Source organism: Streptomyces sp. NBC_00523, from assembly GCF_036346615.1.
Taxonomy (GTDB): domain Bacteria; phylum Actinomycetota; class Actinomycetes; order Streptomycetales; family Streptomycetaceae; genus Streptomyces.
This window is the reverse complement of the sequence record NZ_CP107836.1, coordinates 2,521,475-2,543,522: the sequence shown is the minus strand read 5'-3', so window position 1 is coordinate 2,543,522 and position 22,048 is coordinate 2,521,475. Positions and strand designations below refer to the sequence as shown.

General features: G+C 72.1%; 17 protein-coding genes. 10 read left to right on the top strand and 7 right to left on the bottom strand.

Annotated features, from left to right (window positions below):
- Nucleotides 1-137: 137 nt before the first annotated feature.
- Both OHS17_RS11425 and OHS17_RS11420 read left to right on the top strand, forming a co-directional pair.
- Nucleotides 138-1,589: a serine/threonine-protein kinase gene (locus tag OHS17_RS11425; RefSeq protein WP_330312075.1), complete on the top strand. Its 1,452-nt coding sequence runs from the start codon at nt 138-140 to the stop codon at nt 1,587-1,589.
- A gap of 121 nt (nt 1,590-1,710) precedes the next feature.
- Nucleotides 1,711-5,451, top strand: coding sequence for an ABC transporter ATP-binding protein (locus OHS17_RS11420; protein WP_330312074.1), 3,741 nt, complete (start codon nt 1,711-1,713; stop codon nt 5,449-5,451).
- Nucleotides 5,452-5,460: 9 nt separating this feature from the next.
- Here OHS17_RS11420 and OHS17_RS11415 read toward each other — a convergent pair whose 3' ends face one another.
- Nucleotides 5,461-5,955 carry a hypothetical protein gene (locus tag OHS17_RS11415; protein WP_330312073.1) on the bottom strand — a complete coding sequence of 165 codons (495 nt, stop codon included), beginning with the start codon at nt 5,953-5,955 and terminating at the stop codon, nt 5,461-5,463.
- 185 nt (nt 5,956-6,140) lie between these two features.
- On the opposite strand from OHS17_RS11415, the gene OHS17_RS11410 reads away from it, so the two are divergent.
- Together OHS17_RS11410 and OHS17_RS11405 are read left to right on the top strand one after the other, a co-directional pair.
- Complete coding sequence (locus OHS17_RS11410) at nt 6,141-6,557, top strand: hypothetical protein (protein WP_330312072.1); 417 nt, start codon at nt 6,141-6,143, stop codon at nt 6,555-6,557.
- Between the two features lie 131 nt (nt 6,558-6,688).
- The gene (locus tag OHS17_RS11405; RefSeq protein ID WP_330312071.1) at nt 6,689-8,164 is read left to right on the top strand and encodes a S28 family serine protease; all 1,476 of its coding nucleotides are present in this window, start codon (nt 6,689-6,691) and stop codon (nt 8,162-8,164) included.
- 44 nt (nt 8,165-8,208) lie between these two features.
- Here OHS17_RS11405 and OHS17_RS11400 read toward each other — a convergent pair whose 3' ends face one another.
- Nucleotides 8,209-10,065, bottom strand: coding sequence for a glycoside hydrolase family 3 protein (locus OHS17_RS11400; RefSeq protein ID WP_330312070.1), 1,857 nt, complete (start codon nt 10,063-10,065; stop codon nt 8,209-8,211).
- Between the two features lie 126 nt (nt 10,066-10,191).
- A complete protein-coding gene (locus OHS17_RS11395) occupies nt 10,192-11,100 on the bottom strand; it encodes a LysR family transcriptional regulator (protein ID WP_330312069.1) in 909 nt (302 codons plus the stop codon).
- Between the two features lie 101 nt (nt 11,101-11,201).
- Here OHS17_RS11395 and OHS17_RS11390 point away from each other — a divergent pair, with 101 nt between their 5' ends.
- The gene (locus OHS17_RS11390; RefSeq protein WP_330312068.1) at nt 11,202-12,089 is read left to right on the top strand and encodes an EamA family transporter; all 888 of its coding nucleotides are present in this window, start codon (nt 11,202-11,204) and stop codon (nt 12,087-12,089) included.
- Between the two features lie 6 nt (nt 12,090-12,095).
- On the opposite strand, the gene OHS17_RS11385 is transcribed toward OHS17_RS11390, so the two are convergent.
- The gene (locus OHS17_RS11385; protein WP_330312067.1) at nt 12,096-12,884 is read right to left on the bottom strand and encodes a sugar phosphate isomerase/epimerase family protein; all 789 of its coding nucleotides are present in this window, start codon (nt 12,882-12,884) and stop codon (nt 12,096-12,098) included.
- 83 nt (nt 12,885-12,967) lie between these two features.
- A complete protein-coding gene (locus OHS17_RS11380) occupies nt 12,968-14,032 on the bottom strand; it encodes a LacI family DNA-binding transcriptional regulator (protein ID WP_330312066.1) in 1,065 nt (354 codons plus the stop codon).
- Between the two features lie 118 nt (nt 14,033-14,150).
- Here OHS17_RS11380 and OHS17_RS11375 point away from each other — a divergent pair, with 118 nt between their 5' ends.
- Genes OHS17_RS11375 through OHS17_RS11365 form a run of 3 tightly spaced genes read left to right on the top strand, consistent with a single transcriptional unit; the run spans nt 14,151 to nt 17,309 of the window.
- Nucleotides 14,151-15,302, top strand: coding sequence for a Gfo/Idh/MocA family protein (locus tag OHS17_RS11375; protein ID WP_330312065.1), 1,152 nt, complete (start codon nt 14,151-14,153; stop codon nt 15,300-15,302).
- Nucleotides 15,303-15,339: 37 nt separating this feature from the next.
- Complete coding sequence (locus OHS17_RS11370) at nt 15,340-16,485, top strand: dihydrodipicolinate synthase family protein (protein WP_330312064.1); 1,146 nt, start codon at nt 15,340-15,342, stop codon at nt 16,483-16,485.
- The gene (locus OHS17_RS11365; RefSeq protein ID WP_330312063.1) at nt 16,482-17,309 is read left to right on the top strand and encodes a sugar phosphate isomerase/epimerase family protein; all 828 of its coding nucleotides are present in this window, start codon (nt 16,482-16,484) and stop codon (nt 17,307-17,309) included. Before OHS17_RS11370 ends, OHS17_RS11365 begins: the two co-directional genes overlap by 4 nt.
- Nucleotides 17,310-17,390: 81 nt before the next feature.
- Here OHS17_RS11365 and OHS17_RS11360 read toward each other — a convergent pair whose 3' ends face one another.
- Complete coding sequence (locus tag OHS17_RS11360; protein WP_330312062.1) at nt 17,391-17,861, bottom strand: hypothetical protein; 471 nt, start codon at nt 17,859-17,861, stop codon at nt 17,391-17,393.
- On the bottom strand, nt 17,858-18,157 hold the full coding sequence (locus OHS17_RS11355) for a hypothetical protein (RefSeq protein ID WP_330312061.1): 300 nt from the start codon (nt 18,155-18,157) through the stop codon (nt 17,858-17,860). The genes OHS17_RS11360 and OHS17_RS11355 overlap by 4 nt, the downstream gene beginning before the upstream one ends.
- Nucleotides 18,158-18,234: 77 nt before the next feature.
- On the opposite strand from OHS17_RS11355, the gene recD2 reads away from it, so the two are divergent.
- Entirely contained in the window at nt 18,235-20,553 is a 2,319-nt protein-coding gene (recD2, locus tag OHS17_RS11350) for an SF1B family DNA helicase RecD2 (RefSeq protein ID WP_330312060.1), read from the top strand.
- A gap of 129 nt (nt 20,554-20,682) precedes the next feature.
- Complete coding sequence (locus tag OHS17_RS11345) at nt 20,683-21,981, top strand: citrate synthase (protein ID WP_018518088.1); 1,299 nt, start codon at nt 20,683-20,685, stop codon at nt 21,979-21,981.
- Nucleotides 21,982-22,048: the final 67 nt, after the last annotated feature.

The window sequence follows — 22,048 nt, the reverse complement described above, 5'->3', positions numbered from 1 at the left end:
GGGGCGGAGGAGGGGCCGAGGCCGACGGACCGCGATCGGCAGGGCTGCGCGCCGCTCTTCCGGGTAGGCGGCGTCTCAAGGAGCGTCGGTTCCGCATCACCGACTGGCGTAAGCCCCCCAACGCAGTAGGAGAGGGAATGAGGCTTCGCGAATCTGCTCAGGCCACGGCTTCCCGGCTTCACGCCGAGGTGCTCAGCGGTCGGTACCGTCTTGACGAGACTCTCGGTTCGGGCGGTGCGGCGGACGTCTACCGGGGCTTCGACCTGACGATGAGACGACCGGTGGCCGTCAAGGTCTTCCGGCCCGACACCTCCCTCGACACCGAGGAGAGCTGGCGTGGCGAAGCACAGATCCTGGCCCGGCTGCACCACCCCGGACTGGTCACCGCCTTCGACGCCGGACACCACGACGGACGCGCCTTCCTGGTCATGCAGCTGGTCGAGGGCACCACGCTGAAGAACCGCATCGCCGAGAGGCCACTGTCCCTCGACGCCACCGCGGAACTCGGAGCGGACCTCGCCCACGCGCTGGCGCACGCCCACGAGGAGGGCATCGTCCACCGCGACGTCAAGCCGTCCAACATCCTCCTGGACTCCGCACACCGTCCGTACCTGGCCGACTTCGGCATATCCAGGCCCCTGGACGCAACGACCCGGACATCGACCGACACACTCGTGGGCACCGCGTCCTACCTGGCCCCCGAGCAGGTACTCGGCCGGTCCGTGGGACGACCCGCCGACGTCTACGCCCTCGGCCTGGTGCTCATCGAATGCCTCACCGGCAGGCTGGAGTACGGCGGTGGCCCCGTCGAAGCCGCGATCGCCCGCCTGCACCGCCCGCCCGCCGTGCCGCCCGACGTACCCGAGCAGTTCCGCGCCCTGCTCGGCCGGATGACGGCCCAGGACGCCGAGGCCCGCCCGACGGCCCGCGATTGCGCCCACGCCCTGACGGCGCCGGCCGGCACGGCGCACACGCTCCCCCTCCCTTCGCCCGGCGCCGTGCCCGGGCCGGCCGGGGCGGCAGAGCCCGGACACGCCGGTCCGCCGCGCGCCGGGGCCGACCACACCCGCCGCACCCGCGGACGCACCGCCATGGCCGGCGGAGGCGTCGCCCTCGCCGCCGTCGCAGCGGTCGTACTCGCCGTCACGGGAAGCTCCGCCCCGTCCGACGCCGGCCCGGACACGACCCGGGCCTCCACCGCCCCCACGGGAGGCGCTCACGCCCGTAACGACGGAGGCGAGCACGGGACGACGAGCACCCCGCCACCGGCCGCACGGTCCACCCGTCCGCACGCCGCGGTCGGCACCCGTACCGCGGAGACGCCATCACCCCGTACCTCCTCCGCCTCGTCCGTCACCTCCACTCCCGCCCCCGGCTCGGACACATCGACACCCCCGGCCACGCCCACGAGGAGCACGACGCCCGCCCCCTCGAAGACGTCTCCCACCGCGCCGGCCACACCAGGCGAGGGAACCCCGTCAGCGCCGGCGACACCGAGCGCCACGGAGACCGCGTCGCCTCGGCAGCCGCCCGGCCACCCGGAGAAGACAGCACCGGCCCGGGACGGGGAGGACGACCGAGACGGCTGAACGCGGCCCACTGGAACGCAGGGACCTACGTCTCAGGTCCCGTATTTGTTGCGGAGGGATGAAATCCGCGACGCCCCGCGTTGGTGCCTTCCGTCGGATCAGGTCGGACGGGAGGCACCGGGTGGCGGACGCACGGGAGACGGAACGCGGGCAGCGGGGCGGCTGGGCGCGGAGACTGAGCGGCTACGCCTGGCGCTACCGCCGCAACGTCCTGCTGGCGCTCGGCTCCTCGCTGGCCGGCATGGCCGTGATGGCCCTCGTCCCCCTGATCACCAAGGTGATCATCGATGACGTGGTCGTCGGCCACACCCGCCCCCTCGCCGTCTGGACCGGCCTGCTGATCGTGGCGGCCGCCCTCGTCTACGCCTCCACCTACATCCGCCGCTATTACGGCGGCCGGCTCGCCCTGGACGTCCAGCACGACCTGCGGACCGGCATGTACGGGACGATCACCCGGCTCGACGGCAAGCGCCAGGACGAGCTGTCCACCGGGCAGGTCGTCGGACGCGCGACCAGCGACCTCCAGCTCATCCAGAGCCTGCTCTTCATGCTCCCGATGACCATCGGCAACGTGCTGCTGTTCCTGATCTCCCTGGTCATCATGGCGTGGCTGTCGCCGCTGCTGACCCTCGTCGCCGTCGCCGTCGCCCCCGCCCTCTGGTACATCGCCCGCCGCTCCCGCGCCCGCCTCTTCCCCGCCACCTGGTACGCCCAGTCGCAGGCGGCCGCCGTCGCCGGAGTCGTGGACGGGGCCGTCTCCGGCGTCCGCGTCGTCAAGGGCTTCGGGCAGGAGGAGCAGGAGACCGGCAAGCTGCGCGAGGTCGGCCGCAAGCTGTTCGCGGGCCGGCTGCGCACCATCCGGCTGAACTCCCGCTACACCCCCGCCCTCCAGTCCGTGCCCGCCCTCGGCCAGGTCGCGATGCTGGCCCTCGGCGGCTGGCTGGCCACCCGGGGCGAGATCACCCTCGGCACGTTCGTCGCGTTCTCCACGTACCTCGCGCAGCTCGTCGGCCCGGTCCGGATGCTCGCCATGGTCCTCACCGTCGGCCAGCAGGCCCGCGCCGGAGTGGAACGCGTCCTGGAGCTCATCGACACCGAGCCCACCATGAAGGACGGCACCAAGGAGCTCCCCGCCGATGCCCCCGCCAGCGTCGAGTTCGAGGACGTGCGGTTCGGCTACGACGACAAGCGCCGCCCGGTCCTCGACGGCTTCTCGCTGACCATCGAGCCCGGCGAGACCGTCGCCGTCGTCGGCGCCTCCGGCAGCGGCAAGTCCACCGTCTCGCTGCTGCTGCCGCGCTTCTACGACGTGACGCACGGCGCGGTCCTCGTCGGCGGCCACGACGTGCGGGAGCTCACCCTCGACTCGCTGCGCGCCGCGATCGGCCTCGTCCCCGAGGACAGCTTCCTGTTCTCCGACACCGTCCGCGCCAACATCGCGTACGGCCTGCCCGGCGCCACCGACGAGCAGATCGAACAGGCCGCCCGCTCCGCCCAGGCCCACCGCTTCATCGCCGAGCTGCCGAACGGCTACGACACCAAAGTCGGCGAGCACGGCCTCACCCTCTCCGGCGGCCAGCGCCAGCGCATCGCCCTCGCCCGGGCCATCCTCACCGACCCCCGCCTGCTGCTCCTGGACGACGCCACCTCCGCCGTGGACGCCCGCGTCGAGCACGAGATCCACGAGGCCCTGCGCCAGGTGATGGCCGGCCGTACGACGCTGCTCATCGCCCACCGCCGCTCCACCCTGAACCTCGCGGACCGCATCGCCGTCCTCGACGACGGCCGCCTCGCCGACCTCGGCACCCACGAGGAGCTGGAGCGCCGCTGCGCCCTCTACCGGCGCCTGCTCACCGACCCCGACGAGCTCGGCAGCCCCTCACCCGGCCACCGCCAGGCCGCGGCCCCCGAGGACCCGGAGGGGGACCGCGCGCTCCAGGAGGAGATCGACGCCGCGTTCGACGCCGAGCGCGGCATCACGCCCGCGCTGTGGGTGCGCCGGGAGCAGGACCGGGGCGGCGACACGGCGGGTACGCCCGCCACGCCCGAACTGCTCGCCCAGGTGGACGCCCTGCCTCCGGCGACCGACACCCCGGACGTGGACGAGGCCCGCGCCGTGCGCCCCGAGGACTCCTACGGGCTGCGCAGACTGCTGCGCGGCTTCGGGCTGCCGCTCCTCGTGAGCCTCGGCCTGGTCGCGGTGGACGCCGGGGCCGGGCTGCTGCTCCCGGTCCTGATCCGCAACGGCATCGACGACGGGGTCACCCAGCTCGCGCTGGGCGCGGTCTGGACGGCGTCCGCCTTCGCCCTGGTCGTCGTCCTCGTGCAGTGGGCGGCCCAGATCGGCGAGACCCGGATGACCGGCCGTACCGGCGAGCGGGTGCTGTACGCGCTGCGGCTGAAGATCTTCGCCCAGCTCCAGCGCCTGGGGCTCGACTACTACGAGCGCGAGCTGACCGGGCGCATCATGACCCGGATGACGACGGACGTGGACGCGCTGTCCACGTTCCTCCAGACCGGCCTGGTCACCGCCTTCGTCTCCGTCGTCACCTTCCTCGGCATCATGGTCGCGCTGCTGGTCCTGGACGTGGAACTGGCCCTCGTGGTCTTCGCGACCCTGCCCGTGCTCGTCGTCGGGACCGTCTTCTTCCGGCGCAAGAGCGTCAAGGCGTACGAGCTGGCCCGTGAGCGGATCAGCGTCGTCAACGCCGACCTCCAGGAGTCCGTCGCCGGCCTCCGCATCGTGCAGGCGTTCCGGCGCGAGCGGGACGGGGCCGACGCGTTCGCCGCGCGCAGCGACGAATACCGCGAGGCCCGGGTGCGCGGGCAGTGGCTGATCTCCGTCTACTTCCCGTTCGTCCAGCTGCTGTCCTCGGTGGCCGCGGCGGCGGTGCTGATCGTCGGCGCCCACCGGGTGGACGACGCCACGCTCACCGCGGGCGCGCTGGTCGCCTACCTGCTCTACATCGACCTGTTCTTCGCGCCCGTCCAGCAGCTCTCCCAGGTCTTCGACGGCTACCAGCAGGCCGCCGTCTCCCTCGGCCGCATCCAGGAACTCCTGCGCGAGCCCGCCTCCACCACCGACCGCGACGACCCGCGCCACGTCCGCGAACTGCGCGGCGAGATCGCCTTCGAGGACGTGTCCTTCGCCTACGGGGACGAGGAGGCGGCCCTCCGGGGCGTCGACCTGCGCATCCCGGCCGGGCAGACCGTCGCGTTCGTCGGGGAGACCGGGGCCGGGAAGTCCACCCTGGTCAAGCTGGTCGCCCGGTACTACGACCCGACCGACGGCAGGATCACGGTGGACGGCGCCGACCTGCGCGCGCTCGGGCTCACCGCGTACCGGCGCAGGCTCGGAGTCGTACCGCAGGAGGCGTACCTCTTCCCCGGGACCGTGCGCGACGCCATCGCCTACGGGCGGCCGGACGCCACCGACGCGGAGGTGGAGGCGGCCGCCAGGGCGGTCGGGGCGCACGACATGATCGCGACGCTGGACGGCGGCTACCTCCACGAGGTCGCCGAGCGGGGCCGCAACCTCTCGGCCGGACAGCGTCAGCTGATCGCGCTCGCCCGCGCCGAGCTGGTCGACCCGGACATCCTGCTCCTGGACGAGGCGACCGCCTCGCTCGACCTGGCCAGCGAGGCGCAGGTGAACCAGGCGACCGACCGGCTCGCGGGCCGCCGCACCACGCTCGTCGTCGCCCACCGCCTGACCACGGCCGCCCGCGCGGACCGGGTCGTGGTGATGGACCACGGCCGGGTCGTGGAGGACGGCACCCACGACGAACTCCTGGCCCGCGACGGCCATTACGCGGTGCTGTGGCGCACGTTCATAGGGGAGGACGAGCCCGCGGGGGTGTGACGACAGGCCCTACGCGTCGTCGCGGATCGCCGAGATCTTCCCGGTCGCGAGGTCGGAGCGCACGGTCAGATAGGTGTACGTGGGGTCCTGGGGCGATCCCCAGGTGAGCCGGACCGTGGACCAGGTGTGCCCGGCGCCGCTGTGGCCCGGGGTGACCAGGTGGTCGGCGGGGACGTCCTGGGCGAGGAGCACGCCGTCCGCGTGGTTCGACGCCTCCCAGCCCGCGAGGCGTTCGCGCAGCTCGGGGGTGAGGTAGAACCCGCGCAGCGCGGTGGCGAGGTCCCCGCCGTCCTCGGCGGCCACCGCGTCGATGTACGCGCTGTAGAAGTCGTCCACCAGCCGGGACTCCTGGGTCGCGGTCTCGTCGGTGACCGTCGCCCCGGCGGCCGCCTCGCGCGGGGCGTCCGCGGCGGCGGTGGCGGGCACGGCGACGGCGGCGGCGAGGAGCGCGGAGGCGAGCAGCGTACGACCGGCGGTGCGCCGGGCTGAGCGGGTTCGGGTCATGACGGTTCCTGCCTTTCGTGGTGGTCTGTCCTGTCGGGCTCCATGGTGGGTCGCCCCGGCTCCCGCAGGTGCCGGGCCCGCCGGATGCAACCTCCGGATGGCCTCCCGCGTCGTACGCAGGTACAGGCATATGCGCCCAGGTGTCGGGTAGAGGCGCGGATGTTCGATGAAGCGATGGGGCTGCTGTGACCAGAGGGACCGAAGGACACGCCCGGGGCGCGCGGCGAGGGCTCCGCCGCCATGCCGTGGTCCTCGCCCTGGCCACCGCCCTCGCACTGGTGACCGGCGGGGCGGTCGCGGGGAGCGCGGACGCCGCCTCGGTCTGCGCGGGCCGCCCGAAGAAGACGGTGAAGTTCGCGACGGGCGAGCTCCGCGTCTACAAGTCCCGCGCCTACGCCTGTGTCACCGCGGTCGCCACCAAGCCCGGCAAGCGCCGCGCCATGTCCGTGACCATCCAGCCGCGCGGCGGCCTGCCCGTCACGGACAGCGGCCGCTTCACGCAGCTGGCGGGCCCGTTGACCGTCCACGCGCTGAACCGCTGCGTGCGGGTCTCCGGCACCGTCGACGGCAAGGGCGCCCGCACCGGCTGGATCCTGTGCTGACCGGGTGACGGTTCCCGGACCCGGGCAAGGGGGTCTGGTGGTGCGGGTGTTGCCCCGCTAGGTTCACCGCGTCAGCTGTGGACCAAGAGGCGTCTCGCGGGACTCCGGAGACGGCTCAGGGGAGGACACGCATGCGTAAGGCGCTCAGAGGAATCCTGTCGCTCGCGGTGCTCATCGGCACGGTGAGTGCGACGGGTGCCTCGGCCGGGGCGGCCACCGCCGCCGTACCGGCACCGCTCGGCACCGCCGTGAGCGACAGCGGAACGAGCACGGACATCAAGGACCGCATCCTGGCCATCCCGGGCATGAGTCTCATCGAGGAGAAGCCCTACGCGGGCTACCGCTACTTCGTCCTCAACTACACCCAGCCCGTCGACCACCGCCACCCGTCCAAGGGAACGTTCCAGCAGCGGATCACCCTGCTGCACAAGGACACCTCGCGACCCACGGTCTTCTTCACCGGCGGCTACAACGTCTCCACCAACCCCAGCCGCTCCGAGCCCACCCGGATCATCGACGGCAACCAGGTCTCGCTGGAGTACCGCTACTTCACCCCGTCGCGCCCGTCGCCCGCCGACTGGTCCAAGCTGGACATCTGGCAGGCGGCCAGCGACCAGCACCGCGTCTTCACCGCGCTCAAGCGGATCTACTCCAAGAACTGGCTGACCACCGGCGGCTCCAAGGGCGGCATGACCGCCACGTACTACGAGCGCTTCTACCCGAAGGACATGGACGGCGTCGTCGCCTACGTCGCGCCCAACGACGTGGTGAACAACGAGGACTCGGCGTACGACCGGTTCTTCGCGAAGGTCGGCACCAAGGAGTGCCGCGACAAGCTGAGCGGCGTCCAGCGCGAGGCCCTGATCCGCCGCGCGCCGCTGGAGGAGAAGTACGCGCGGTACGCGGCCGACAACGGCTACACCTTCGACACGGTCGGCTCGCTGGACAAGGCGTACGAGGCCGTCGTCATGGACTACGTGTGGGCGTTCTGGCAGTACAGCCTGCTCGCCGACTGCGACGGCCTCCCGGCCGACGCGAAGAAGGCGACCGACCAGGAGATCTGGGACTCGGTCGACGCGATCTCCGGCTTCTCCGCCTACGCCGATCAGGGCCTGGCCAACTACACCCCGTACTACTACCAGGCGGGCACCCAGCTCGGTTCGCCCGACATCAAGCAGCCCTGGCTCGGCAAGCTCAGCCGCTACGGCTACCAGCCGCCGCGCAACTTCGTGCCGCGCTCCATCCCGATGCGGTTCCAGCCTGGGGCGATGCGGGACGTCGACACCTGGGTGAAGCACCACGCCACGCACATGCTGTACGTCTACGGCGAGAACGACCCCTGGGGCGCGGAGCGCTTCCGGCTCGGGGCGGGCGCCCGTGACAGCTATGTGTTCACCCAGCCCGGCGGGAACCACGGCTCCAACGTCGCGGGTCTCGTGCCCTCGGAGAACGCCACGGCCACGGCCGCGATCCTGCGCTGGGCGGGCGTCGCCCCGGCCGCCGTCCAGCAGGACGAGTCCAAGGCGAAGCCGCTCGCGAAGTTCGACGCACGGCTCGACAACAAGGACCTGACGACGGACCACCGCCTCGGCGTCCGGCGCCCGTGAGGTGATCCTGCCCCGGTGGCCGCCGCCACCGGGGCAGGAGGTGCTCAGTACTTCAGTCCGTACCCCACCGGATACAGCACCCTCGACGGGTCGTCAGCCCGCTGCACCGGGACCGGAAGACGGCCCTCCGGGCGGGCCCGGCCCGCGATCACCCGGGCCGCCGCGCGCAGTTCGACGTCGGTCCAGGAGTACGCGGCCAGGTGCGCCTTGTGCCCGGTCCCCGCCAGCTGCGCGATGTCGTACGGATTGCGGATGGCGAGCGTGATCACCGGGACGCCCGTCGCGGCCAGTGCGCTGACCAGGGTGCGCTGCGAACTGGTCGCCGTGACGTTGTACGTCCCCACGACCACCGCGTCCTTGCCCCGCGCGGCCGCCACCGCCGCGTCGATGGACGCCTGGGTGGGCGCGGTCCCGGTGGACAGCGCGGTCGCGGCGAAGCCCAGCTCGTCGAACGCCTCGGCCAGCGTCGTCGTCGGCGGGCCCGTGGTGCCCGAGGGCGAGGCCGGGTCGGCGCCCACCACCAGCAGGTTCCGGTGCGAGCGGCGCGACAGCGGCAGCAGCCGGGCCTCGTTGGCCAGCAGGGTCGTCGTGTGCTCGGCGATCCGGTCGGCGGCGGCCAGATGCGCCCGGGTGCCGACCGTACGGTCCACCCCGCGCCCGGAGACGAACGGCTGCTCGAAGAGGCCCAGCTTCGTCTTCAGGCGCAGGATGCGCAGGATCGATTCGTCCAGCCGGGTCTCGCTGACCTCACCGCTCTTGACGGCTGCCAGCAGCGCGTTCCACGAGACCTCCAGGCTCGGCGGGTTCAGCAACTGGTCCACGCCGGCCTGGAGCGCGAGCACCGGCACCCGGTCGTCCCCGTACTTCGTGCGCACGCCCTCCATGCCCAGCGAGTCGGTGACCACGACCCCGTCGTAGCCCAGCTCCTCGCGCAGGATGCCGGTGAGGATCGGCTTCGACAGGGTCGCCGGGTCCTCGGCCGGGTCGAGCGCGGGCACCACGATGTGCGCGGTCATGATCGAGTCGATGCCCGCCGCGATGGCCGCCCGGAACGGAGGCGCGTCCAGCTCCGCCCACTGCTCCCGGGTGTGGCCGATGACCGGCAGGCCCGTGTGGCTGTCGGTGCTGGTGTCGCCGTGGCCCGGGAAGTGCTTGGCCGTGGAGGCGATCCCGGCGCTCTGATACCCCTTCACCTGCGCGGCGACCATGTCCGCCACGGACTGCGGGTCCGAGCCGAAGGAGCGGACGCCGATGACCGGGTTGGCCGGGTTCACGTTGACGTCGGCGTCCGGCGCGTAGTTCTGGTTGATGCCGATCGCCGCCAGCTCGGCGCCCGCGATCTGCCCGGCCCTGCGGGCGTCGGAGCGCGAACCGCCCGCGCCCAGCGCCATCGCGCCCGGCATCAGGGTGGCGGGCTCGCCGACGCGGCAGACGATACCGTGCTCCTGGTCGGTGGAGATCAGCAGCGGCACGCGGGACGGGCCCGCGAGGCCCGCGCGCTGGATGCCGTTGGAGAGCTCGGCGATCTGGTGCGGGTCGCGGGTGTTGTGCGCCCAGGCGAAGTAGATGATCCCGCCGACGTGGTACTTGGCGATCATCTCGGCGGCCGTACGCACCCCGATCTCGGCGAGGTTGGCGTCGATGTCGGCCTGGTCGGGGTCGGTGGCGGAGTGCCCGTAGACCCGCATGACGAAGAGCTGGCCGACCTTCTCCTCCAGGCTCATCCGGGAGATGAGCCGCTTCAGCCGCCGGGTCGTGGCGGCGGAGGTGTGGCTGCTGTGCGCGGAGCCGGGGCGCTGGGAGGCGGCGGCGCCCGGGGCGGTCGCCATGCCCGCCGCGGCGGCGACCGCGGTGGCCGCGGTGGCGGTGAGGAGGGTGCGTCTGGAGGTGCGGTGGTGCACGTGAGCTCCTTCGGCCGTTCTCGGTGACGAGGGGGTGAAAGAAACTTCCAAGGAGCACGGATATCCAGAAAATAACTTCCGGTCAAGGGTGCGGGCCGTTTTGAGCGCGTCTCAGGTGCCCCACGCCTACCGCAGACCCACCCGCGCCCCGTGCGTCTGGAGTGCCGCGACCGCCGCCGTGATCGCGGGCCGCCGGGCCGCCCCCGTCCGCCACAGCGCGTACAGCCGCCGCACCGGCACCGGGTCCATTCGCACCGCCACCACGCCCTCCGGCAGCGGCCCGCGCCCCAGCCGGGGGATCATCGCGACCCCGAGACCGGCGGCGAGCAGGGCGAGCTGGGTGTGGTTCTCCTCCGCCTGGTGCCGGATGTCCGGCGCGTACCCCGCCGCGCGCAGCGTCCGTACGAGCCAGTCGTGGCAGACCGTCCCCGGCGGCTGGCAGATCCACCGCTCCCGCGCCAGCTCCTCGCGCCGCACCCCGTCCCGCCCCGCCAGCCGGTGCCCCGCCGGGACCAGCAGGTCGCACAGGTCGTCCCCGATCACCGCCTGCTCCACGCCCTCCGGAGCGGGCAGCGGGGCGATGTCCCAGTCGTGCGCGACGGCCAGGTCGATCACCCCCTTCGCGACCAGGTCCACCGAGAGATGCGGGTCCACCTCGGTCATCCGGACGTCGAGCTCCGGGTGCTCGCGGTCCAGATCCGCCAGCGCTCCGGGCAGCAGCCCGCGCGCGGCCGAGGGGAACGCCCCCACCGAAAGCCGCCCCGTCGGCAGTCCCCGGCGCTCCTCCAGCGAGGTCTCCGCGCGCTCCACGATCGCCAGCAACTGCTGGGCGGCGGCCACCAGATGGACGGCTTCCTCGGTCAGCGCCACGCCCCGCCCGCGCCGTTCGAGCAGAGTCGTGCGGGTTTCCCGCTCCAGCTTGGTGATCTGCTGCGAGACCGCCGACGGGGTGTAGCCGAGGGCCGCCGCCGCACCCGCGACGGATCCGTGGACGGAGACCGCGTGCAGCGCGCGCAGCCGGGCGAGATCGAGCATCCGAGGCCTCCGGGGCGGGCTTCATTCGTTAGCGATGCTCAATTCCACCATGAAGAAACGCGCGCTGGTGCTACATGGTCGGGGCGGGTGATCCTCGGTCCATGCGTCCCCTTCACATCGCCCTGGCCGCCCTGGTGGCAGCCGTCTGGGGTGTCAACTTCGTCGTCATCGAGCTGGGCCTCGGCCACTTCCCGCCGCTCCTCTTCTCGGCCCTCCGCTTCCTGGTCGCCGCCCTGCCCGCCGTCTTCTTCGTGGGGCGCCCGAAGGTCGCCTGGAGATGGATCGTCGGGGTCGGACTGGCCCTCGGGGTCGCCAAGTTCGGGCTGCTCTTCATCGGCATGGACCGGGGCATGGGCGCCGGGCTCTCCTCGCTGGTCCTCCAGGTCCAAGCCGTGTTCACCGCGCTCTTCGCGGCCGTCGCGCTGGGCGAACGGCCCGGCCGCACCAAGCTCCTGGGCATGGCGGTGGCGCTCGCCGGGATCGGTGTCGCGGCGGTGGACGAGGGCGCGAGCGGGCCCGTGCTCGCCTTCGTCCTGGTGATCGCGGCGGCCGCCTGCTGGGGTGTGTCCAACGTGCTGACCCGCAAGGCCGCCCCGCCCGACCCGCTCAACTTCATGGTGTGGGTCTCGACCGTGCCCGTCCTGCCGCTGCTCGGGCTCTCGCTGCTCTTCGAGGGCTGGGACCGCGACCGCGCGGCGCTGGCCGGGCTCGACTGGAGCGGCGCCGGGGCCCTCGTCTTCGTCGCCTGGATCGCCACGGTCTTCGGCTTCGGCGCGTGGGGCTTCCTGCTCAGCCACTACCCGGCGTCCTCCGTCGCCCCCTTCACCCTGCTGGTGCCCGTCTTCGGGATGTCCTCGGCCGCGCTGGTGCTGGACGAGTCGGTGAGCCCGCTGCGGTGGTGCGCGGCGGCGCTCCTGGTCGGCGGGGTCGCGCTCACCTCGCTGACCGGGACGCGCCGCGCGCCCGCCCCGGAACCGGTACCCGCCTGAGACCGCTTACTGCTTCGGCGCGCCCAGCCGCAGCAGGTGCTCCCGCCCCGCGCCCAGCAGCCCCGGCAGCTCCGCCGCCTCCGGGTACCAGCGCTTCTCGTACTCCCAGCAGACCCAGCCGTCCGGGTCCAGCGTGTCCAGGCACGCCCGCAGCGGCAGCACCCCCGCACCCAGCGCCAGCGGCGTGGTGTCGTCCGCCGACGCGATGTCCTTCACCTGTACGTAGCCGAGGTGCGGGGCCAGCACCGCGTGACTGGCCACCGGCTCCTCGCCCGCCAGCCAGGTGTGCATGACGTCCCACAGCGCACCGATGTTCTTGTGCCCCACCGTCCCGGCCACCCTGGCCGCGTCGGCCCCCGCCCGGTGCGAGTCATGGGTCTCCAGGAGCAGGCGTACGCCCAGGTCGGCGGCGTACGGAGCGGCCGCCCCGAGCCTGCGCGCGGCGGCCGCGTCGGCCTCCTCCGGGTCCTGCTCGCCGCCCCCGGGGAACACCCGGACGTACGACGCGCCCAGGTCCCGGGCCAGCTCGGTCAGCGCGGCCAGCTCGTCCAGGACCGGCTGGTCGTACCCCTCGGCGGCGACCTTCGCGTACCCCGCCACACTCAGGATCTCGACCCCGCCGCGCTCGAACTCCGCGCGCACGGAGTCCCGTTCGGACTGCCCGAGGCCCAGGTGCACCGGCTCCTCGGGGTGGGCGCGCAGCTCGACCCCCTGGTAGCCGTGGTCGGCGGCCAGCCGGACGACCTCGGGCATGGGCAGCCCCGGCACCCCGAGGGTGGAGAAAGCGAGCTTCACGTGCGTGTTCCTTCCGTCGTTCCGTGGTGCCGCCGCACCTCACGAGAGGCGGGCGCCCTGACACGTACCCCGCCCCCCGGCGCTCACCCCCGGGGCGCCGCCGTCGAGCCGCGGACCATCAGCTCGGCCGGGATCAGCGCGATGCCGCCCGGCGGCGGGTCCTCCTTGCCCATGGCCAGCCGGCCCGCCCGCGCCCCCGCCTCGACCAGCGGCAGCCGCACCGTCGTGAGGGCCGGGACCACGTCCACCGAGAACGGCAGGTCGTCGAAGCCGGCCACCGAGATGTCCTCCGGGATGCGCAGCCCCCGGTCGCGGACCGCCGCCGCCGCGCCGAGCGCCACCGTGTCGTTCGCCGCGACCACCGCCGTGATCTCCGGTTCGCGGCGCAGGAGTTCGACCGTGGCGTCGTAGCCGGAGCCCCGGTCGTACGAGCCGTGCACGGTCAGCCGGTCCTCGTCCCCGGCCGCCCCCGCCGCGCGCATCGCCTCGCGGTGACCGGCCAGCCGGTGGCGGGTGGTGGTCCGTTCCAGCGGGCCCGCGACATAGCCGATGCGGCGGTGGCCCAGGGACAGCAGATGGGCGGTGAGGCGCCGGGCGCCGCCCTGGTTGTCGAAGGCCAGCGCCGCCACCACGGACGCCCCGTCCGGCAGCGGGGGCCGCCCGCAGAGCACGACCCGGGTCCCCGCCTCCGCGAGCTTCGCCAGCTTCGCGGCCATCGCCACCTGGTGCTCCGGATCCTCCACCGCGCCCCCGGTGAGGACGACGGCGGCGGCGCGCTGGCGCTGGAGCAGGGTGAGGTAGGTCAGCTCGCGGGCGGGGGAGCCGCCGGTGTTGCAGACGACCGCCAGTTTCTCGCCGCCCGCCCGGCCGGACCCGTCGCCGGGCCCGCCGATCTCGGTCTGCGCGGCGCCCGCCATGATCCCGAAGAACGGGTCGGCGATGTCGTTGACGAGGACGCCGACCAGGTCGGAGGTGGCCGCCGCCAGGGCGCTGGCCTGCCCGTTCAGTACGTAGTCCAGGTCGTCCACCGCGCGCAGCACCCGTTCCCGGGTGGACGCCGCCACCGGGTAATTGCCGTTCAGCACACGGGAGACGGTGGCCGGGGACACCCGGGCGCGGGCCGCCACGTCCGCCAGGGTGACTGTCATCGCGTTCCTCCGTGGCCTGTGACCGATTGACGGGCCCCCTCTTGTCCGGGCCGCTGTCGGCAGGCTAGCGTCATCCCGCATAGAAAGCGCTTGCTACGGCTGTACGGAGGGAACTTTCGTGACACGCAGGACAGTGCGCATCGCCATGAACGGCGTGACGGGACGCATGGGATACCGGCAGCACCTGGTGCGCTCGATCCTCGCGATCCGCGAGCAGGGCGGCCTCGACCTCGGTGACGGCGACGTGCTGTGGCCGGAACCGGTCCTCGTCGGCCGCCGCGCCCACGCCCTGGAGGAGCTGGCCGCCCGCCACGGCCTGACCGAGTGGTCGACCGACCTGGACGCGGTCCTCGCGGACGACACCATCGACATCTACTTCGACGCCCAGGTCACCCAGGCCCGGGTGGAGGCGATCAAGAAGGCCGTCGCCGCGGGCAAGCACATCTACACCGAGAAGCCCACCGCCACGGACGTCGAGGGCGCCCTCGACCTGGCCCGGCTGGCCCAGGACGCCGGCATCAAGCACGGCGTCGTCCAGGACAAGATCTTCCTGCCGGGCCTGCTGAAGCTGAAGCGCCTCATCGACGGCGGCTTCTTCGGCGAGATCCTGTCCGTGCGCGGCGAGTTCGGCTACTGGGTCTTCGAGGGCGACTGGCAGGAGGCGCAGCGCCCCTCCTGGAACTACCGCGCGGAGGACGGCGGCGGCATCGTCGTGGACATGTTCCCGCACTGGGAGTACGTGCTCCACGAGCTGTTCGGCCGGGTCACCACGGTCCAGGCGCACGTCCAGACCCACATCCCGGAGCGCCGGGACGAGCGCGGCGAGCCGTACGCGGCGACCGCCGACGACGCCGCCTACGGCATCTTCCAGCTGGAGGGCGGCGCGGTCGCCCAGATCAACTCCTCCTGGGCGGTCCGGGTCAACCGCGACGAGCTGGTCGAGTTCCAGGTGGACGGCACCCACGGCTCCGCCGTCGCGGGCCTGCGCAACTGCCGCGTCCAGCACCGCTCGGCCACCCCGAAGCCGGTCTGGAATCCGGACCTGCCGGTCACCGAGTCCTTCCGCGACCAGTGGCAGGAGGTCCCGGACAACGCCGTCTTCGACAACGGCTTCAAGGCCCAGTGGGAGCTGTTCCTCCGCCACATCGTGCTGGACGAGCCGTACGCCTGGGACCTGATGGCGGGCGCCCGCGGCGTGCAGCTCGCGGAGCTGGGCCTGAAGTCCCACGCGGAGGGCCGCCGCCTGGACGTCCCGGAGCTGTCCCTGTGACCCGCCGCCTCCCTCCCGTACCCCAGGAGCCGTCACCGTGACCATCCATCTCCCGCAGGGCCCGTACGAACCCCGGGCCACCCCGCTCGACCTCACCCCGACGGGCACGCCGCTGGCCTCCCGTACGGTCTTCTCCGCGGCGCACGTCGTCGCCGACCCGTACGCCGACGTCTCGCCGGACTCCCCGGCCGCCGTCGACTGGGACGCCACCCTCGCCTTCCGCCGCCACCTCTGGGCGCACGGCCTGGGCGTGGCCGAGGCGATGGACACCGCGCAGCGCGGCATGGGCCTGGACTGGGCGGGCGCCGAGGAGCTGATCCGCCGCTCGGCCGCCGAGGCCAGGTCGGTCGGCGGCCGCATCGCCTGCGGCGTCGGCACGGACCAGCTGCCGCCCGGTCCGACCACGCTCGCCGAGGTGCGCGCGGCGTACGAGGAACAGCTCGCCGTGGTCGAGGAGAGCGGCGCCCAGGCGATCCTGATGGCCTCCCGCGCCCTCGCCGCCGCCGCGCAGGGGCCCCAGGACTACCTGGACACGTACGCCCATCTGCTGCGCCAGGCCACCGAACCGGTCGTCCTGCACTGGCTGGGCCCGATGTTCGACCCGGCGCTCGAAGGCTACTGGGGCTCCACCGACCTGGACCTCGCCACCGACACCTTCCTCCAGGTCATCGCGGAGCACCCGGACAAGGTCGACGGCATCAAGATGTCGCTGCTCGACGCGGACCGCGAGATCGACGTGCGCCGCCGCCTGCCGAGCGGGGTCCGCTGCTACACCGGGGACGACTTCAACTACCCGGAGCTGATCGCGGGCGACGACCGGGGCTTCAGCCACGCGCTGCTCGGCATCTTCGACCCGCTGGGCCCGCTGGCCGCGCACGCGGTACGGGTCCTGGACACCGGTGACACGAAGGGCTTCCGCGAGCTGCTCGATCCGACGGTCGAGTTGTCCCGGCACCTCTTCCAGGCGCCGACCCGCTTCTACAAGACGGGCGTCGTCTTCCTCGCCTGGCTGGCGGGCCACCAGGACCACTTCACGATGGTGGGCGGCCTCCAGTCGGCCCGCTCGCTCCCGCACCTGGCGAAGGCGTACGAACTCGCCGACGGGCTCGGCCTGTTCCCGGACCCGGAACTGGCGGAGTCGAGGATGCGCGCACTGCTGACCGTGTGGGGAGGCACCCGATGAGCGACGGACGGCTCTCCATCAACCAGGAGACCATCAAGCAGTGGTCGCTCCCCGAGCTGGCCGAGGGCTGCGCGAAGGGGGGCATCGACAAGGTCGGCCTCTGGCGGGCCCCGGTGCAGTCGTACGGGGTCGAGGCGACGGCCCGGTTGCTGTCCGACCACGGCCTGACCGTCACCAGCCTGTGCCGGGGCGGCTTCCTCACCGCCCCGGACCCGGGCGAGCGCGCTCGCGCCCTGGACGACAACCGCGCCGCGCTGGACGAGGCGGCGGGCGTGGGCACGGACACCCTGGTCCTCGTCTCGGGCGGCCTTCCGGAGGGCAGCAAGGACCTGCACGGCGCCCGCGAACGCATCGCGGACGCTCTGGCCGAGCTGGCGCCGTACGCCGCCGAACGCGGGGTGCGTCTGGCCATCGAGCCCCTGCACCCCATGTTCGCCTCGGACCGGTGCGTGGTCTCGACGCTCTCCCAGGCCCTGGACCTCGCCGAGCGCTTCCCGGCCGAGCAGGTGGGCGTCGTCGTGGACACGTACCACCTCTGGTGGGACGACCAGGCGCCCGCCCAGATCGCGCGGGCCGGTGCGGCGGGCCGCATCCACTCCTTCCAGCTCGCGGACTGGATCACCCCTCTCCCGGCCGGCGTCCTGCTCGGCAGGGGCCAGCTCGGCGAGGGCAGTGTCGACTTCCGCTTCTTCCGCGAGGCGGTGGAGGCGACGGGCTTCGACGGCCCGGTCGAGGTGGAGATCTTCAACGAGGCGCTGTGGGCGCGCGACGGCGCGGAGGTCCTGGCGGAGGTGGCGGCCCGGTACGCCGAGCACGCCTGCTGAATCCGCCCCGCCCCGGGGCCCGCCTGTGCGGTGCGGGTCCCGGGGTGCCGGGGGACCATGACGGCCGGTGGGACCGCCAAGTCAGACGGCGACGGCCGAGACGTCGGCGGCCGGCAACGTGGCGGCGTATGCCGCGATGTCATGGGCGTCAGAGGTCAGCACGGCGCCTCCGCCATGGACTGCCGCGACGAAGACAGCCAGGGCGTCCACCGGGTCCGGGCGCTTCTTGGGAGGCAGGGCGGCCGCGCCGATCATGTCGCCGACTATTTTCCAGTGCTCGATGGTCATGCCGGCCGCGCAGGGCAGGCAGTGGGGCACGTCGTCCGCGGACAGCCGCGTCCGGGCCGCGGGGAAGACGAAGACGTCGGCGAGGAGGCGCTTCCACGCGTAGGCGGTCTTCGGGCTCGTCCGCCATGCCTGTGACAGGGCGGGACCGGGAACGATCGGCTGGTGGCCGCCCGCGACGACGAAGCCCTTGTGCAGAGCGTGTGCCCGTTGGTTCTGGCTCACCAGCGCCATCAGCATGCCGGTGTCGTAGACGACGACACTCACGCGGCGGTCTCACCCCGTGAAGGGCGGCCGAGGATGGCGTCGACCTCCGCTTGTTCCGCGTGGGTCAGCGCGATGTCGTCGCCCGCCCAGCTTCCGGTTCCTGCCTGCTCCTCGGCCGCCGCACGCGCTTCGTCGAACGGGGCGAAGACCTTCCTGACGCGGTCCTGCTGGTCCATCTGTGCCTGTGCGGCAATCGTCAGAAAGGTTGAGACGTCGAGTCCGGCGGCAGCGGCGTGCTGCTTGATCCGGTTGCGGACCTCGCCCGGCATGCTGACGGAAAAGCGTTCAGTGGCCATGCGGCAACGGTAACACCGAGTGTTACGGGCGTCCTGTGTGCGGCTGGTGTGTCAGCCGGCCCGGGTACCGTCTCCCCATGCCCACCACGCCCCACACCCCCAACCTGGCCGTCCTCGAAGGCGTGCTGGAGAGGATCACGTACGCCAACGAGGAGAACGGCTACACCGTCGCCCGCGTCGACACCGGGAGGGGGAGCAACGATCTGCTCACCGTCGTCGGGGCGTTGCTCGGGGCGCAGCCCGGGGAGTCCTTGCGGATGGAAGGGCGCTGGGGGTCCCACTCGCAGTACGGCAAGCAGTTCCACGTGGAGAACTACCGGACCGTCCTCCCCGCCACCATCCAGGGCATCCGGCGCTACCTCGGCTCCGGGCTGATCAAGGGCATCGGGCCGGTGATGGCCGACCGGATCACCACTCATTTCGGCGTGGACACGCTGGACATCATCGAGAGCGAGCCCAAGCGGCTCATCGAGGTCCCCGGCCTCGGGCCCAAGCGGACGAAGATGATCGCGGCCGCGTGGGAGGAGCAGAAGGCGATCAAGGAGGTCATGGTCTTCCTCCAGGGCGTCGGCGTCTCGACCTCCATCGCCGTGCGGATCTACAAGAAGTACGAGGACGCCTCGATCTCCGTCGTGAAGAACCAGCCCTACCGGCTGGCCGCCGACGTCTGGGGCATCGGCTTCCTGACCGCCGACAAGATCGCCCAGGCGGTCGGCATCCCGCACGACAGCCCGGAACGCGTGAAGGCCGGGCTGCAGTACGCGCTGTCGCAGTCCACCGACCAGGGCCACTGCTTCCTGCCCGAGGAACGGCTGATCGCGGACGCGGTGAAGCTGCTCCAGGTGGACACCGGGCTCGTCATCGAGTGCCTGGCGGAGCTGGCCGAGGAACCGGAGGGCGTCGTACGGGAGAAGGTGCCGTCGCCGGAGGGCGGCGAGCCGGTCACGGCGGTCTACCTGGTCCCGTTCCACCGGGCGGAGATCTCGCTCGCCGCCCAGGTGCGACGGCTGCTGCGGACGCCCGAGGAGCGGATGCCCGCCTTCGCGGACGTGGACTGGGACAAGGCGCTGAAGTGGCTCGCGGGCCGGACGGGCGCCAAGCTCGCGCCGGAGCAGGAGGCCGCCGTGCGGCTCGCGCTGAGCCGGAAGGTCGCCGTGCTGACCGGCGGCCCGGGCTGCGGCAAGTCGTTCACGGTCCGGTCCATCGTGGAGCTGGCCCGGGCCAAGAAGGCCAAGGTCGTGCTGGCCGCACCCACCGGCCGGGCCGCCAAGCGGCTCTCGGAGCTGACGGGGACCGAGGCGTCCACCGTGCACCGGCTGCTCGAACTGAAACCGGGCGGCGACGCGGCGTACGACAAGGACCGCCCGCTCGACGCCGACCTCGTCGTCGTGGACGAGGCGTCGATGCTCGATCTGCTGCTCGCCAACAAGCTGGTGAAGGCGGTGGCACCGGGTGCCCACCTGCTGCTCGTCGGTGATGTGGACCAACTGCCGTCGGTGGGGGCGGGGGAGGTGCTGCGGGACCTCCTCGCCGACGGCGGCCCGGTGCCCGCGGTCCGGCTGACCACGATTTTCCGCCAGGCCCAGCAGTCGGGCGTCGTCACCAACGCGCACCGCATCAATTCCGGCGTACCGCCCCTCACTCAGGGGCTCAATGACTTCTTCCTCTTCGTGGAGGACGAGACGGAGGACGCCGGGGTGCTCGCGGTGGACGTCGCGGCCCGTCGTATTCCGGCCAAGTTCGGGCTGAACCCGCGCCGGGACGTCCAGGTGCTCGCCCCCATGCACCGGGGCCCGGCCGGGGCCGGACATCTCAACGGGCTGCTCCAGCAGGCGATCACCCCGGGCCGGCCGGACGTGCCCGAGAAGCGGTTCGGCGGCCGGGTCTTCCGGGTGGGGGACAAGGTCACCCAGATCCGCAACAACTATGACAAGGGGGAGAACGGCGTCTTCAACGGCACGGTGGGCGTCGTCACCGGCCTCGACCTGGACGAACAGCGGCTGACGGTCCTCACCGACGAGGACGAGGAGGTCGGCTACGACTTCGACGAGCTGGACGAGCTCGCCCACGCGTACGCCATGACGATCCACCGTTCCCAGGGCAGCGAGTACCCGGCCGTCGTCATCCCCGTGACGAAGAGTGCCTGGATGATGCTCCAGCGCAACCTGCTCTACACCGCCGTGACCAGGGCCAAGAAGCTCGTCGTGCTGGTCGGCTCGCGGCAGGCGATCGGCCAGGCGGTCCGCACGGTTTCCGCAGGCAGACGCTGTACGGCGCTGGATCACCGGCTCCGCGGAGGCGGCGACGGAGGATCGTCGGTAAAAATGATCGATCAAATCGGTGGGAAACATCACGGAGGTCTTCCGGAACCGCAGTCAAGGGGGCAGGATGGCTAAGTTCGCGGCACTCAGTGCCGCGAGTAGGTCCAATGGACGACCCCGAGTGCACTCTCCTGAGCCAAATGGGGGAGGGTGGAGACAGTCAGGGAACCTCGAAGAAGAGGCACTACGTCGGTGAGGGATGACGTGAGCGAGCACACCAACAACGCTGTGGTACTGCGGTACGGCGATGGCGAGTACACCTACCCGGTGATCGACAGCACCGTCGGCGACAAGGGCTTCGACATCGGGAAGCTCCGGGCGAACACCGGCCTGGTGACGCTGGACAGCGGATACGGCAACACCGCTGCCTATAAATCGGCCATCACCTACCTCGACGGCGAGCAGGGCATCCTGCGCTACCGCGGCTACCCGATCGAGCAGCTCGCGGAGCGTTCGACCTTCCTCGAGGTCGCGTACACGCTGATCAACGGTGAGCTTCCCAAGGTCGACGAGCTGTCGACCTTCAAGAACGAGATCACCCAGCACACGCTGCTGCACGAGGACGTCAAGCGGTTCTTCGACGGCTTCCCGCGCGACGCCCACCCGATGGCCATGCTGTCCTCGGTCGTCAGCGCGCTGTCCACGTTCTACCAGGACAGCCACAACCCGTTCGACGAGGAGCAGCGCCACCTCTCGACCATCCGGCTGCTCGCCAAGCTCCCGACCATCGCCGCGTACGCGTACAAGAAGTCGATCGGTCACCCGTTCGTCTACCCGCGCAACGACCTGGGCTACGTCGAGAACTTCCTGCGCATGACCTTCTCGGTCCCCGCCCAGGAGTACGAGCTGGACCCGGTCGTCGTCTCGGCGCTCGACAAGCTGCTCATCCTGCACGCGGACCACGAGCAGAACTGTTCGACCTCCACCGTGCGCCTGGTCGGCTCCTCGCAGGCGAACATGTTCGCCTCGATCTCCGCCGGCATCTCGGCGCTCTGGGGCCCCCTGCACGGCGGCGCCAACCAGTCCGTCCTGGAGATGCTGGAAGGCATCCAGGCCAACGGCGGCGACGTCGACTCCTTCATCCGCAAGGTGAAGAACAAGGAGGACGGCGTCCGCCTGATGGGCTTCGGCCACCGGGTGTACAAGTCCTTCGACCCGCGCGCCAAGATCATCAAGGCCGCCGCGCACGACGTGCTGTCCGCCCTCGGCAAGTCCGACGAGCTGCTGGACATCGCGCTCAAGCTGGAGGAGCACGCGCTCTCCGACGAGTACTTCGTCTCGCGCAACCTCTACCCGAACGTGGACTTCTACACGGGCCTCATCTACCGCGCGATGGGCTTCCCGACCGAGATGTTCACCGTGCTCTTCGCGCTCGGCCGGCTCCCCGGCTGGATCGCCCAGTGGCACGAGATGATCAAGGAGCCCGGCTCCCGCATCGGCCGCCCGCGCCAGATCTACACCGGCGAGGTCCTGCGCGACTTCGTCCCGGTCGAGGGCCGCTGAACGCCCCCTCCCGCATCACCCGGCCCTGACTGACGCCGGACCCGCCGCCCCCGCCTGCCGCGCCCTC